The 13,857-nt window shown below is 70.9% G+C and carries 11 protein-coding genes and 1 pseudogene; 7 read left to right on the top strand and 5 right to left on the bottom strand.

Annotation, left to right across the window (positions count from 1 at the left end; genetic code table 11):
• The first annotated feature begins 47 nt into the window (after window positions 1–47).
• The gene (polX, locus tag AB0761_RS05600) at window positions 48–1,784 is read left to right on the top strand and encodes a DNA polymerase/3'-5' exonuclease PolX (RefSeq protein ID WP_377267840.1); all 1,737 of its coding nucleotides are present in this window, start codon (window positions 48–50) and stop codon (window positions 1,782–1,784) included.
• 389 nt (window positions 1,785–2,173) lie between these two features.
• Here polX and cpt read toward each other — a convergent pair whose 3' ends face one another.
• The 3 genes and pseudogenes from cpt to AB0761_RS05585 all read right to left on the bottom strand — a co-directional run bounded on the left by cpt (window position 2,174) and on the right by AB0761_RS05585 (window position 4,807).
• Window positions 2,174–2,707 (bottom strand): chloramphenicol phosphotransferase CPT, encoded by a 534-nt coding sequence (cpt, locus tag AB0761_RS05595; protein WP_377267839.1) that lies wholly within the window; start codon window positions 2,705–2,707, stop codon window positions 2,174–2,176.
• Window positions 2,708–2,916: 209 nt separating this feature from the next.
• On the bottom strand, window positions 2,917–3,249 hold the full coding sequence (locus AB0761_RS05590) for a hypothetical protein (RefSeq protein ID WP_377267838.1): 333 nt from the start codon (window positions 3,247–3,249) through the stop codon (window positions 2,917–2,919).
• Window positions 3,250–3,527: 278 nt separating this feature from the next.
• Window positions 3,528–4,807, bottom strand: a pseudogene (locus AB0761_RS05585) (MFS transporter).
• An 842-nt stretch (window positions 4,808–5,649) separates the two neighbouring features.
• Between AB0761_RS05585 and AB0761_RS05580 the strand changes: the two are divergent.
• The 4 genes from AB0761_RS05580 to AB0761_RS05565 all read left to right on the top strand — a co-directional run bounded on the left by AB0761_RS05580 (window position 5,650) and on the right by AB0761_RS05565 (window position 8,554).
• A complete protein-coding gene (locus AB0761_RS05580) occupies window positions 5,650–6,246 on the top strand; it encodes a DUF2470 domain-containing protein (RefSeq protein WP_377267837.1) in 597 nt (198 codons plus the stop codon).
• Between the two features lie 155 nt (window positions 6,247–6,401).
• Window positions 6,402–7,295 (top strand): ABC transporter substrate-binding protein, encoded by an 894-nt coding sequence (locus AB0761_RS05575; RefSeq protein WP_377267836.1) that lies wholly within the window; start codon window positions 6,402–6,404, stop codon window positions 7,293–7,295.
• A 564-nt stretch (window positions 7,296–7,859) separates the two neighbouring features.
• Complete coding sequence (locus tag AB0761_RS05570) at window positions 7,860–8,138, top strand: DUF1062 domain-containing protein (RefSeq protein WP_377267835.1); 279 nt, start codon at window positions 7,860–7,862, stop codon at window positions 8,136–8,138.
• Entirely contained in the window at window positions 8,027–8,554 is a 528-nt protein-coding gene (locus tag AB0761_RS05565) for a DUF1062 domain-containing protein (RefSeq protein ID WP_377267834.1), read from the top strand. Before AB0761_RS05570 ends, AB0761_RS05565 begins: the two co-directional genes overlap by 112 nt.
• A 191-nt stretch (window positions 8,555–8,745) precedes the next feature.
• Here AB0761_RS05565 and AB0761_RS05560 read toward each other — a convergent pair whose 3' ends face one another.
• Window positions 8,746–9,564 (bottom strand): alpha/beta fold hydrolase, encoded by an 819-nt coding sequence (locus AB0761_RS05560; RefSeq protein WP_377267833.1) that lies wholly within the window; start codon window positions 9,562–9,564, stop codon window positions 8,746–8,748.
• 157 nt (window positions 9,565–9,721) lie between these two features.
• A complete protein-coding gene (locus AB0761_RS05555) occupies window positions 9,722–10,387 on the bottom strand; it encodes a DUF4097 family beta strand repeat-containing protein (RefSeq protein WP_377273942.1) in 666 nt (221 codons plus the stop codon).
• Between the two features lie 604 nt (window positions 10,388–10,991).
• Between AB0761_RS05555 and AB0761_RS05550 the strand changes: the two genes are divergently transcribed.
• On the top strand, window positions 10,992–12,584 hold the full coding sequence (locus tag AB0761_RS05550) for an MFS transporter (RefSeq protein WP_377267832.1): 1,593 nt from the start codon (window positions 10,992–10,994) through the stop codon (window positions 12,582–12,584).
• A 192-nt stretch (window positions 12,585–12,776) separates the two neighbouring features.
• On the top strand, window positions 12,777–13,595 hold the full coding sequence (locus tag AB0761_RS05545) for a YhjD/YihY/BrkB family envelope integrity protein (protein WP_377267831.1): 819 nt from the start codon (window positions 12,777–12,779) through the stop codon (window positions 13,593–13,595).
• Window positions 13,596–13,857: the final 262 nt, after the last annotated feature.

Below are 13,857 nucleotides of genomic sequence, written 5' to 3'. Positions count from 1 at the left end.
CCGCAGTCGAGGGGCGCGGACCGCCCGCGTCCTCCAGACTGGGCTGTGTGGCCCGGCGCAACAAGGAGGTCGAGGCGCTGCTCCAGGAGTACGCCGACCTGCTACTGATCACCGGTGGGGACGCATTCAAGGCGCGTGCCTACGAGAAGGCCGCGCGCGCTGTCGGCGGCCACCACACCGATGTCGCAGGCCTCGACGTCAAAGGCCTCCGCGAGATCCCGAACGTGGGGAAGTCGATCGCGGAGAAGGTCGTGGAGTATCTGCAGACCGGGCGGCTGCCCGCGGTGGAGGAGGTGCGCGAGCAGATCCCCGCCGGGGTGCGGGAACTGCTCGCCATCCCCACCCTCGGCCCGCGCAAGGCCATGGTCCTCCATGAGGAGCTCGGCATCTCCACTGTCGCGGAACTCACCGAGGCCATCGCTGCGGAGCGGCTGCGCGGGCTGAAGGGCTTCGGTCCCAGGACCGAGGAGAACATCCTGCACGGCATCGAGCTGCTCCGGGCGGCCGGCGGGCGGGTGCCGATCGATGTGGCCATGGAGGTGGCCGAGGAGGTCGTCGCGGCACTCTCCCAGGTGGCCGGCTGCGAACGCTGCACCTATGCGGGATCGCTGCGCCGGATGCGGGAGACCATCGGTGACGTCGACATCCTGGTCGCCGCCGCCGAGTCCGAGCCCTTCATGCGGGCCTTCACCGAACTGCCGCAGGTGGCCGAGATCGTGGTGGGCGGCGCCAAGAAGACATCGATCCGCACCACCAGGGGACTCCAGGTCGACCTGCGGGTGGTGCCCCCCGAGTCCTGGGGCGCCGGACTGCAGTACTTCACCGGCTCCAAGGCCCACAACATCCGCACCCGCGAGCTGGCCGTGCACCACAAGCTCAAGCTCTCGGAGTACGGCCTGTTCGACACCGAGAGCGGCGACCTGTTGGTCTCCAGGACCGAGGAGGACGTCTACGCCAGGCTGGGTCTGCCCTGGATCCCGCCGACGCTGCGCGAGGACCGCGGCGAGGTCACCGCCGGGCTCAGGGGAGAACTGCCCGAACTGGTCACCCAGGACGACCTCCGCGGCGACCTGCACTCCCACACCGACCTCACCGACGGCCTGGCGACCCTGGAGCAGATGGTGGAGGCCGCCGCGGCCCGTGGCTACGCCTACTTCGCGATCACCGACCACGCCCCTGACCTCGCCATGCAGCGGATGACCGAGGAGAAGATGCTCGCCCAGCGGGAACAGCTCCGGGCCCTGGACGGCAGGCACCGCCGGATGCGGCTGCTGCACGGCACCGAACTCAACATCGACCCCGACGGCGGGGTGGACTGGCCGGAGGAGTTCCTGCGCGGCTTCGACCTGTGTGTGGCCTCCGTCCACTCCCACTTCAACCAGTCGGCGGAGGCGATGACCCGCCGCCTGGTCCGGGCCTGCGAAAACCCCTGCGTCAACATCATCGGCCACCCCACCACACGCATCATCGGCAAGCGGCCCGGCGTCGACGCCGACCTCGACGCGGTCTTCGCCGCCTGCGCCCGCACCGGCACCGCGCTGGAGATCAACGCCCAGCCCGAGCGGCTCGACCTGTGCGACGAGCACATCCTGCGGGCCCGACGGCACGGGGTGAAGTTCGCCGTCAACAGCGACGCCCACTCCACCCTGCACCTGGACGCCATGCGCTACGGGGTCGGCACCGCACAGCGCGGCTGGCTGACCAGCGACGACGTGATCAACACCTGGCCGCTGACCCGGCTGCGCCGCTTCCTGCGCAAGGGCGGCAAGGACGGCAACGGATGAACACCAGCGCCGGGGTGACCCACCGGCTGAGCGCCGACCATCTGCTGGACGGCCGGACGGAGCCCGGTGAGGAGATCGCCCTGCGGGTCGACCAGACCCTCACCCAGGAGTGAGATCTCTCCGGTCGGAGCCCGCGCGATGCCGTACCGCTCCAACATCCCCAAGCACGCCGAGTTCACCCTCACTTGGATCGACCTGGAGTACCCGCAGCGGGCGGCGGCCGTCCGCGGCGAAGGCGGCCATCTGATCGTCGGGGGAGAGAACCACGGCCAGGGCGGCTCCTCCCGCGAGCACGCCGCGAACCGAGGCCGTCACGGCCCCGGTGGTCCACGGCGGTGGACGGACCGTCCAGCAGGTGGACCAGGACGGCCCCGCCCTTGGTCCGGCGGTCAGCCGAGGTGGGCGGCGATGGCTCGCGCGCACGCCAGGGACTCGGTGTGCGTCGTGTCCACCTCCACGTCGTAGAACACCCCCTGGTGAACCACCTCGGCCTGCATCGCAGCCATCCCCTGCACCCGGTCTCCCCGCGCGATCTCACGGCCTGCAGCGACCGCACTGTCACACCTGACCCCGACCCACAGCACGGCCACGCCGTCCAGAACCTTCTGCCACCGCTGCTGGGACGCCGCTCCGCCGAGGAAGACGTCGTCGATGACGACTCGGGCACCGGCACGGGCCATTGCCGCGATGCCCTGCGTCCAGGCCGCGTCCAGTGCCATGAAATCCGCCCCGACGCTCACCCCGCCGTCCGCCGCGATCCGGATCCCTGCGTCCGACGCCTGCATCTTCGCGGGCATGGCATCGACGAAGGAGTCACACCCGAACGCCAGCCATGGATCGGGCAGCACGGCCTGGAGGCACCGTACGATCCCGGACTTCCCCGAGCTGGAACCACCGTTGAGAATGATCACCTGAGTCGTCACCGTGCCACAGTAGGGCGCTTCCACCGTGGCACGAAACCAATATCCGGGCCTCCCGCCGCGCTGCCGCAACCCGGTGAACATCCTGGTCCGGTCCGGTCCGTACAGCCGACGGTCCCGGCTGTTCGAGCCGTCCGGCGGGTCATGGGGAGTCGCGGTGCGTCGCCGCAGAGCACCGGGGTTGGCGCAGCGGACGACGAGGGGCAACCGGCTCAGGCCCGACGCCGCCGCAACCGGCGGCGCACCCGCCCGCCTGCCGCGCCGGTCGGACGCCCGGTTGCATCGTGCTGAACGGCTGCCCGGTGCCCGGTCCATTCCGGATCGCCGGGCGACAGGACCGGCGCCCGGCGTTCGGCCTGCGCCCGGACCTCGTGGTGGGAGTCATGGGCGGTGATCCGCATGGCCTCCTCGTACGAGGCCAGGGCTCCCGCGATGGCCGATCCGGCCAGGCCGCGGCGCCGGATGACGCGCTTCAGCCAGGTGAATGAGCCCAGCACCGCGGCAACGCCGGCGACCACGACCAGATACGGGACGACCTCACCCATGCAGCCTCCCTGGTTCTCCGTTCCGGCAGCTCGGTCCTGCTCACGCCTCTGCGTCGTGACCCGTTCGTCGGCCCTGGGCACTGAGCGATCCCAGAGCCGCACAACCACGCCCACCGTGGCGATTCCGCGCGCGACTCCGTGCCCGGGACAACCCCCCTCCGCGCTCTGCGGTTCCCGGCTGCGCCGGGCGGGCCCCACCGCTCGGGGATCCCGCATGCTCCGGTTCACGAGGGCTTCGCGCACCGTGCGAAGGGCGTATCCATGACCAGCGTGAGAGGTCATTCGGTATCACCCGAAGGGCAGCTGCCGGTCTCGCTGAAGGCCGTCTCGCGGAGCTCCGGAGGCAGCGCCGCCGACGGGGCGTCCTGCGCTGCCGGAATGGTCCGTCCCATGCGGGCGAGGGGGAGAGAGCCATCAGCAGCGGGGAGAGCAGCATCCCTGCGGCCGTCACCGCGAGGCTGGTGCGCAGCCCCCATTCCACCGCGAGAAGTCCGCCGAGCAGGGAGCCGAGTGGGGTCAGTCCCATGCCGACACATGTGATCGTCGCGGCCGCGCGGCCCTGCATCCCGTCCGGGGTGACGGCTTGCCGGACGGCCATGACGGTGACGCTCACCAACTGGCCGACGGTCCCGAACACGAAGTTGACCGCAAGGAGCACGGGAACCGTCACCGCGGCGGGGCCGTGCAGCGTGGGAACGCACAACAGCACGCCGTCGCCCAGTGCCGCCGAGTACACCATGACCGCGCCGTGACCGAACCGGCCGGGCAGGCGGGCTGCCAGCAGTGAGCCCAGGAGCGCGCCCGGCCCTGTGGCTGCGAGCGCCAGCCCGACGGCGGTGCCCGACAGGTGCAGTTCCCGTGGCAGAAAGAGCAGATAGACGGTCATGGTGGCCGCGAGGGAGAACTGGTAGGCGGCCGAGGCGAGGCACACGGTGCGCAGCGAGGTGTCGCCGGCGACGAAGCGCAGGCCCTCATGGATCCGCCGCCACACCCGAGGGGGACACTCCGCGGGCTCCGGGAGCGATTCGGTCCGGCGGATACGCCGGATCGACAGGAACGACAGCGCGAAGAACAGCGCGCTGGACGCGGCAGCGATCGGGGCCGACACCAGGGAGACCAATGCCCCGCCGAGGGCGGGTCCGCCGATCTGCGCCGCGGAGCGGCTGCCCTCGAGCGCGCTGTTGCCCCGCACCAGGTGGTCGCGGCTCACCAGCCTTACGAGGGAGGCCTGGTAGGCCACATCGAAGAAGACGGAGAGGGCCCCGACGGCGAAGGCGACCAGGATCAGCGCGGGCAGGCCGAGCCAGCCGAGGAGTCCGGCGACGGCAGCGGCGCCCAGGGTCACGGTTCGGCCGACATCCGCCAGGACCATCACCGTGCGGGTGCGCCACCTGTCCACCCATGCGCCGACGAAGAGCGAGAGCAGCAGGATCGGCGCCTGTCCCACCGCGCGGAGGGCACCCAGTTGGCCGGCACTGGCGTTGAGCGTCAGGACGGCGAAGAGCGGCAGAACCACCAGACTGGCCTGCTCGCCGAGTTGGGAGGCGGTCTGGCCCATCCAGAGGCTGCGGAAGTCGCCGTCCCGCCACAGGTTCGAGGGGGCGGGTCGGCCGGAATCGGGTACCGGGGAGGAAGCGGACGGCACGGGGAGTCCTTGGGTCGGCGACAACGAAGCCCGCCGCCGGGCAGCCCAGAGGTGCACCGACGGTTCACGGGCAGGGGAAGGCTCGCTGTGCCGCAACATCAAGGGCAGCACGCGATGACAGGCCGTTCACGGCCTACAACGTCAACGCGCGCTCGGACGACCGGGCATGTGTTCAGCTCCTCGTGGATCACTGCGCCAGGTCCGAACTCTAGCCCCGGACGGCCCGGCGCGAAAGTCCATTGAGGTCCAGGGCGGGCGGCCGGGCACCAGGCGTGGCGCGTCGTCGCACTCCCGGTCCGGCGCGGTATCACACAGCTTGGGATCGAGGCGTCCCCTCGCGGCGAGGGCGGCGAGGGCGGCGACGGCGGCGTAGTGCGGTGGGCGGGTCCGGGTATCGCACCCGCGTCTCCGCCGCCGACCGGGCGACGGGCGGCGTGGCTCAAGGATCGCTCCGTCCCGTCGAGACCTGCCTGGCCGTTGACGACCGGGCTCCGGATCCGAGGGCTGCTCGACCACCTCCCTGCCCCGGGCCGGGAGGAAGAGGGCCGCTGGGACTTGGAGGTCTGCGACAACGCCACTAAGGTAAGCCTTACCTAATAAGCGAGGTGCTTATGTCTGCCCCGAGTCTCCCGGCCGAGCCCACACCGGCTGAACGGTCCCGCTCGATCCTGGCGACCGCCACAACGGTTGCTGTGACCACGCCCTGCCGCAGCCTCTGGACCGCCCATGTGATTTCCGCGGACCACACAGGCCGAATGCTCCTGTCCGGCGAGGCGGCCGACGTCCACGCGATGGAACTCGCCGCCGCACCGCGGGGGCAGGCCGCCACGACAATCGACATCACCGATGTCGCCGCGGCACCCGTACGGGACCGTGTCCGGGCCCGACTCGCCCTCGGCGGCTGGATCAGCGTCCCCGCCGACACTCCCGGCACCGGCGGCCGCACCGTGCTCAGCTTCGATCCCGCGATGATCGCCCTGCAGACGGACGGCCAGGTACACCCTGTGGGCCTCGACGAGTTCGCCCTCGCCGAAGCCGACCCGGTCGCCACCCATGAGGCCGGCCTGCTCACCCATCTTGCCGACCAGCACGCCGACATCATCGCCGCACTCACCCGTCAGGTGGGGGCCCGCCATCTTCTCGGCGTCGTCCGAGCCCACCCCCTGCGCCTGGACCGATTCGGCATCGTGCTCCGCATCGAACGCGCCCGCACCCACCACGATGTGCGCCTGCCCTTCGAGACCCCGCTCGACCACCCCGCCGACACCGGCCGGCGCATCCAGGAAATCCTCACCCGCACCCACATGTGCCCGCGCCATCGCACCGCCACCGGGCCCGGCAACGGCTCCTAGCCACCCCGTGCGGGACACCGGGCCGGCGCCCCAGAACCCTTTGTGGCAGTGACACTTGCCGTTCAGGGTGGCCTTGTGGGGTGGCCTTGTGCGGAAGCCGGCAGTCGTTCCATGGTGGACGGGGAGCGCGTTGCTGGAGAGGAAGGGGCGGCCGGATGACGGGCGGGGACAGCTGGGAGTTCACCGACGACCGGGGCCGACGGGTGGCGGCGGGTCGTCGGCCGCAACGGGTGGTGGCCTACATACGGGCCGGCGCAGCCCTGTGGGACCTGGGCGTGCGGCCGGTCGCGGTGTACGGGTCGAACCACGACGGGGAGCTGCCGGACCCCGTCAAAGCCGGTTCGCTGCCGCTGTCCGAGATCGCCTATCTCGGGGCGGGGGAAGACATCGACGGCGAACGGCTGGCCGCGCTCGACCCCGACCTGATCGTCGACGTCACCTACGACGGGTCCCTGTACGCTCTCCCGGGCGCTGCCGTGAAGCACCTCGAGGCAGCCGACCGCTCCGTCGGAGTACCGGCCGTCGCACTCTCGGTGGGCACGGACGCGGACCTCCCCGGAATTCTGCAGCGCTTCACCGCGCTGGCTTCAGCACTCGGTGCCGATCCGCAGGACCGTCGACTCAGCGCCTCGGCCGAGGAACTGACAGCGACCGAGGAGGCACTGCGGGCGGCCGTCGCCGCCCGGTCGGCACCCCTGACGGTGCTCACGCTCTCCGCGGCCGGCCCGGACCTGGTGCACCTTGCGCGCCCACAGGCATGGCCCGAGCTGCGCCACCTGGCAAGCCTCGGCGTCCACACCGTCGACCCGGGACCGGGTGGAGGCGCCAACTGGCTGACCTCCGACTGGGAGTACGCCGCGTCACTGCGAGCCGACCTCGTACTGGTCGACAGCCGAGCCCACGCCACCCGGCCCGAGGAGCTGACCACCAATGCGGACTGGCGCTCCCTCACCGCCGGAGCGCAGGTCCAGCCTTGGAACCCCGAGACCCCGTGCAGCCCTGCAGCTTACGCCCGCTTCATCCGGAGCGTTGCCGACGCTGCGACCTGACCGCGGCCGGAACGGCGGAGGCGACCGCCGTCCGGCGGCACGGTCCGGCGCCACACACCTGGTGGGACTCGGCCACGTGCCTGCGCCGGAGCGCCGATCCATCAGCGGCCGGGCGGGCCGTGCGGCGAGGGCATGGGCCGCCATGTCCAGCGGACGGCTCCGGCAGCTGCGGGGGGACATCGATGCACCACGACACCCCCACTGGAGCATCAGGGGTGTTCCCCGGAGGCTCGGGTTGGACAACTCGGTTACGGCAGAGGTCCGGTCGCGGCCGGACACGCGATCCAGGCCCTGCCGGCGACGAGGCCGAGATGCTCCCGGAACTCGTCTGCGGACGGCCTGCGGAAAATGATTTGCCCGGAGCCGCGGCCTCGATCATGATCCCCCGCATGGACCTGTAACGGCTGCCACGTAGCGAGAGCCCGACCTGTCGCGCGGTCGACCTTGGAGCCAGATGACCCGGCCCCGAGGCGATGACCTGCGCCCTCGTGTGCATCCGTCAGATCTGGGAGCCGCAGCCCGGCCTGCGAGAGCTCCTGCTGAGTCCTGAAAGCAACCACATCCATGAATACCGAACGCAAGGCCCTGTGGGCCGTGCGGCAGTCCGCGCTGCCCACCGTCGTACGACCCTGCCCGGACTGCTCCGGCATGCGTCACCGTCCGTCGGGCAAGATTCGCGTCAACGCAAACGGCAAACTCCTCGACGTCTGGCTGCTCCTGAGCTGTGCAGCGTGCGACCGTCCTCGAAGGTGCCGGTCCACGAACGCGTCCATGTCTCGTCGCTGGAGCCCGCCCGCCGGGTGGCATATGAGAGCAATGACCCGTCGGTGGTGCGGGAGTTGACGATAAGTGCGTCCCTGGCCGCGAAGAACGGGTACCGCCTCGACTGGACCGGTACCTGGGAACTGGAGACCCGGACGCCCCTCTACGCACTCGACGACCCGACACCGCTCCAGGTACTGGTGAGCTTCGAACTGCCCGCGCCGGTCCGTGTCGAACGACTTCTCATGCGCGGGCTCGGTCTCAGCCGCGCCGAGATCCGACGCATGGTCGGGGACGGGCGTCTCCACCTGCCGCTGGCCTTGGACACCAAGGCGCACCAGGATTTCGAACTCACCATCCATGGACCCGGCTCCGTCGACATCGCGAAACACTCGAGGCACCTCGGCTCTTCGACCGACCTGCGACCCGACCTGAGCCACGTCGGGACGCACGACACGGCGCAGCAGCTGTCGCGCTCGGCGACGGCGGGAGCGTAGGAGAAAGGCAGCAGGGACTCCTGGTCAGCCCGTCGGCGTGAACAGCCTTCGAGCTGCCAGGGGGCCCTGCTCTGTGACCGGCGTGACGTTGAGCGCGCGCAGGGTTAGCTGACGTCGCAGGCGAGTAGCCTGTCGCCGCCACCATGCCCCGGGCGATGCAGAGGGGTCGAGTAGCCGGTGAAGATGCCGACTCAGTGCCGCTCGCGGTCGGGGGCGGCGACCTCGCGTACGGCGTCGGCGACGGCCGGGAAGTCCTTCTTGAGGATCGCGCCGTGGTTGCTGGCGACCTTCGCGGCGATCCGGATGTTCGGGTTGCGGACGGTCACCGCATCGAGGCTGGTGCGGATGCGCTCCTGCTCATCACCCTTGCTTCCGAAGGACGTCCCCGAAGCGACCACATACCGCACCGGGACGGTGATGCCGTCCAGCACGGGGGCCAGCTCGCTTTCGCGCGAGAGCCTGCCGAGCTCGATGTTGCTGTCGGCCTGCTGCTCTGCGGTCATCCGGGGGGCCAGGCCGGTCGGGCGCAGCAGCGGCAGGAACCAGCCCATCCGCCGGAACAACGTGCGGATCCGCTGCTCCATGGCGTCGTCGAGCCAGTCGTGCGGGAAGGCGCCGTCGACCAGGACCGTGCCCACGGTGCGGTCGGGGTTCCGGTTGGCCCAGTGTGCCGCGACGACCGCTCCGTAGGACCAGCCCACCAGCAGTGCCCGGTCGACCTGCCGGGCGGCGAGGACGGCGTCGACGTCCCGGACGGCGGCCTCGAAGGAGTAGTCCGCGGAGCGTCCGGACTTCTTGCCGCGGGCCCGCTCGTCATAGGTGATGTGCCGCCACCCTGTGCCCAGTTCGGCGATGACCCGCCGCCAGTATCCCTGGGTGGCGAACTGGCCGTTGAGATAGACCACGGGGATGCCGGGGCCGCCGGTGTCGGTGACGGCCAGGGCCGTGTCGTCGACCGGCACCATGCCGGTCCACCGCGAACTGATCGAGGACGTGTCGTTCTTGGCCATGTCTTCCCCCTGGTCGTGTGAGCTGTCTGGTCGGGCTTCTCCCCGGGGGTCTGCAAGGGCACGCAGGCCCCCGGGGGACGGGCGGTCGCGTCGTCGGTGACGAGCGGCAGGTTCTCGAACGCGGTGGGGCCGGCCCGACGAGCCTGGCCTTGTCCGCTCAGAGGCTGTGGGCGGTGATGTCGCCGTGGGAGGTGGTGGCGCGGATGTCGAGTGCGGTGGTGCCGTCGTTCTTGAGGGTGTTGCTGACGCGGCCGTGGCCGGTGCCTGCGTCCAGTGCGGCCGAGACGCCGACGGCGGCGCCGACCGAGATGTCGCCGGACTGGGTGCGCAGCACGACCGCGCCGCGCACGGCCTCGGCGATCCGGATGTCGCCCCTCGCGGTGCTGATCTCCGCGGGGCCGCCCAGTCGGCCCACCTCGACGTCGCCGTCGACCGCGGTGAGGCGGACGCTTGCGGCCTCGTCGATCCTGGTCCGGTGGTACGCGCCGTCGAAGTCGACGTCTCCCAGGCGGCCGATGGTGCGGAGCTCGGAGCTGGCGGCCTTGCCCTCGACGTGGGAGCCGGCGGGCAGCTGGACGGTGACCTCCACGGATCCGGAGGGGCCGAAGAGCTGGTTCTTGGGCTCGGGGGTGCGGATCCGCAGGACCCCGTCGGAGTAGGTGACGGTGGTCTGTTCGGCGGTCTGGACGTCGCGGTTCTTGGCGGGGTTGGCGGGCAGGACCTCGACGACGGTGTCGGCGCGGTCGGCGGCGATGAGCTGGATGCGCCCGGCGGGGATGTGCAGGACGGCGGAGATCGGGGCGGGGGTGGCGAACTTCTGCATCATGCTCTCCCGTGGTCGTTCGCTCTTTCTGACAACAGAAACGCTACGTTGCTTTCCAAGGTGCTGCAATGTGTCTGTTGCGAATAACTGACATCAATGCAGGTAGAGCGCGGAAAACTGTTGCAACGGCCTCAGTGGTAACGCAACGTCATATGCTCCTCTCATTGCAATGGCTAAAAAGTGAACGCTATGGCGGGGGAGCGGGGCCACCATGACGGATCACCGAGGAGACCCCCGTGCGGGGCGGCGGGATCACCCGGTCGGAACGCCGGCAGCTTGCGCCGGGGTCGGCCGACAGCCTCCCCCGGGCCGGGATCGCCCGACGCCTCGACCCTCAGACCCCGACGATCACACATGAGGTGAGCGCAGCGGCCGCCCCACCGCCCACCGAGCCGACCCCGGTCACCTGGTCACCCCTGTGCCCCGGCCCTGTTGCAGTGCGTTGCCACCGAGAGTGGGGTGGGTGTGTGCAGCGGTCGATCGCCGCCTGCGCATGCCGGGATTGTTCCGGTCCGACCTGCGGGGTCGCGCCCTCACCGCGTCGACCCCGGCCTTCGTCGGGCTCCGGCTCGGGGCAGGGCGGGGCGCAAGCGGAGGTGGCGCGGTGAAGCGGTGGCGGGCTCTCGTGATCCTGGGGACGGCCCAGTTCCTGATGGTGCTCGACACCTCGGTGATGAACGTGTCGATCAGCCGGCTGGTCGAGGACTTCGACACCGACGTCACCGCGATCCAGGCCGTCATCACCCTCTACACCCTCGTCATGGCCGCCTTCATGATCACTGGCGGCAGACTCGGTGACATGGTCGGCCGCCGCCGTATGTTCGGGTTCGGCCTGGCCGTCTACGGCACAGGGTCCGCGGTGACCGCCATCGCGCCCACGCTGTGGGTCCTCGCACTCGGCTGGTCGGTGATCGAGGGCCTCGGCGCCGCACTGGTGCTGCCCGCCCTCGCGGCATTGGTGGCCGGGGCGTACCGGGGACGGGACCGTGCCGTCGCCTATGGCGTTGTCGGCGGGCTCTCCGGGGCGGGCATCGCGGTGGGCCCGCTGGTCGGCGGCTGGGTGACGACCTATCTGACCTGGCGGTTGGTCTTCGCTGCCGAGGTGGTCGTGGTGGTGGCCGTTCTGTGCTTCCTACGGTGGGTCGACGAGCAGCCGCGGCAGGGGCCGCGCGTCCGGCTCGACGTCCCAGGTGCGCTGCTGTCGGTCGTCGGTCTGGCGTTGGTCGTGCTGGGCGTGCTGCAGAGCAGCACCTGGGGGTGGCTCCGGCCGCGCAGCGCCCCCTTCACCGTCTTCGGCTTCTCCCCGACCCTGTTCGTCGTCGCCGCCGGAGCAGTGGTGCTCTTCCTCTTCACGTCCTGGCAGCGCCGCCAGGAGGAACAAGGCCGCGATCCGCTGGTCAGCCTCGCCCTGTTCGGCATCCCGGCCCTGCGCTCCGGTCTGGCGGTGCTCCTGAGCCAGAACCTGATCCTCCTCGGCCTGTTCTTCACCATCCCGCTGTATCTGCAGGTCGTGCAGGGCTTCGATGCCTTCCGGACAGGCTTGAGACTCCTGCCGGTGTCGGCCACCATGCTGGTGGCGTCGATGAGCGGGCCCCTGCTCGGCAAGGTGGCGGCCCCCCGCAGAGTGGTACGGCTCGGCCTCCTGGTGCTGCTGGCCGCAATCCTGTGGCTGCTCGCCACCCTCACGCCGCGGATCGACGACCTCTCCTTCGCCTGCGCGATGGCGTTCCTGGGCATCGGGATGGGACTGCTCGCCTCCCAGCTGGGCAACATCGTGCAGTCCAGCGTCGGCGAGGCCGACCGCAGCGAGGCGGGCGGTCTGCAGTACACGGCCCAGAACCTGGGCTCCTCGCTCGGCACCGCGCTCATCGGCTCCATCCTGATCGGCGCCCTGGTCGCCGTCTTCACCGCCAGGATCAGCGACGACCCGCGGATCTCGGACGCAGTGCGGGACCAGACCGGCATCGCCATCACAAGAGGCGTCAGCTTTGTGAGCACCGACCATGTGCGCACTGCGGTCGAGAGCACTGGTGTGCCGCCGGCGGAGGCCGAGGCGTTCGTGGAGAACTATGCCGAGGCCCAGCTCTCCAGTCTCAAGGCCGCCGTCCTCGCGACCGCCGGGATCACCCTGGCGAGCTTCGGATTCACCCGCCGCCTGCCTGCGACCCGGTCGAACACCAGGTCCGACGCCCGATGACCGGTCGGGCCCCGCTCGGGAAACGCAAGCTCGTCAGCCGGGACTGCGTCGCTGCGGACGGGGCGGCACCGTCCAGCGGCGGTCCGTCCGCATGGGGGTGCCTCGCTGGGCACAGCACCGGCATGGGGGCACTGTGGTGGCATGACAGGGCGTAGGACACGTGGGGGCGTCGGGCGGGCTGCCCTGGACCGCTTGGACCGCCTGGACCAACGGAGACAGGCGGCCGCCCGGCGTCTGGGCTCGGGCGAGGCCGGCATGGTGTGGAACCGGCTCACAGCGGTCGACTTCTTCGGCAACTCCTTCCAGCTGGCCGCGCTCGCGATCCTCTGTTTCTTCCCCTTCCTCATCGTCGTCACCGCCGCGGCCGGCCGCGACGCCGTGGCGGTGGTCGTCGGCTGGCTGGGACTGGACCAGCAGGCGGCGCAGGCGGTGGCCACCCTCTTCAAGACCAGTCCCGGGCCGGGCACGCTCACAGTCACCAGCGCCTGCCTGCTGGTCCTCGGGGCCATGGCGGTCGCCGGCACGCTGCAGAGCTGGTACCGCAAGGTTTTCGATGTCCCCGGCGGCGGGTGCCGGGACGTCGCCGCCCAGCTCCTGTGGCTCGCGGCCCTGCTCGTCTACGGCGCCGTGCAGGTGGAGGGCGGGAGGGCACTCGGCTCGGTCGGCGGACCGGTGCTCCAGGGCCTGTTCGGCCTCGTCCTGGCGGTGGTCTTCTGGTGGTGGAGCCTGGAGGTGCTGCTCGCGGGCGCAGTGCGCTGGCGTGCCCTCTTCCCCGCGGCTCTGGCCACCGGTCTTTGCTGGACGGGTCTGGGGGTCTTCTCCGCCCTGTACTTCTCCGAGGCGATCGTGGCCAATGAGCACAGCTACGGGCCCATCGGTGTCGTCATGACCATCCTGTCCTGGCTGGTGGCGGTGGGGGTGGTCGTCCACCTCGGGGCGGTCGTCGGCCGTCTGTACGTCGAGCACCGCGACCGGCCGGCCCCTGCTGCGGGCGGCCCGCCGCAGGGCTGACCCGGGGCGCACCGGTGCGTTCGGAGGTCCGCACAGGGGGCGGGACCATCGGCGCTCGCCGCGGCCACAGTCCGGTCGGGTGCGGCGCTGGAGAAGCCGGGGCGTCCCCGCGCCGGGCTCGCCGAAGCCCTTCGCGGGAGCGCTGGTCGTCAGCAGTGCCACAGTCGATCGGCAGACCCTGGCGGATCGCTGGTGCCCCCGTGGACCGGCCGACTCCGACCTGGGGGGATCGGCGGCGCGCCGATCCCCCCAGCAGTCGGTG

The sequence above is a fragment of the Peterkaempfera podocarpi genome (assembly GCF_042466665.1).
GTDB lineage: Bacteria > Actinomycetota > Actinomycetes > Streptomycetales > Streptomycetaceae > Peterkaempfera > Peterkaempfera podocarpi.
The sequence above is the reverse complement of the archived record's forward strand: the minus strand, read 5'-3'. Positions and strand labels throughout refer to the sequence as shown.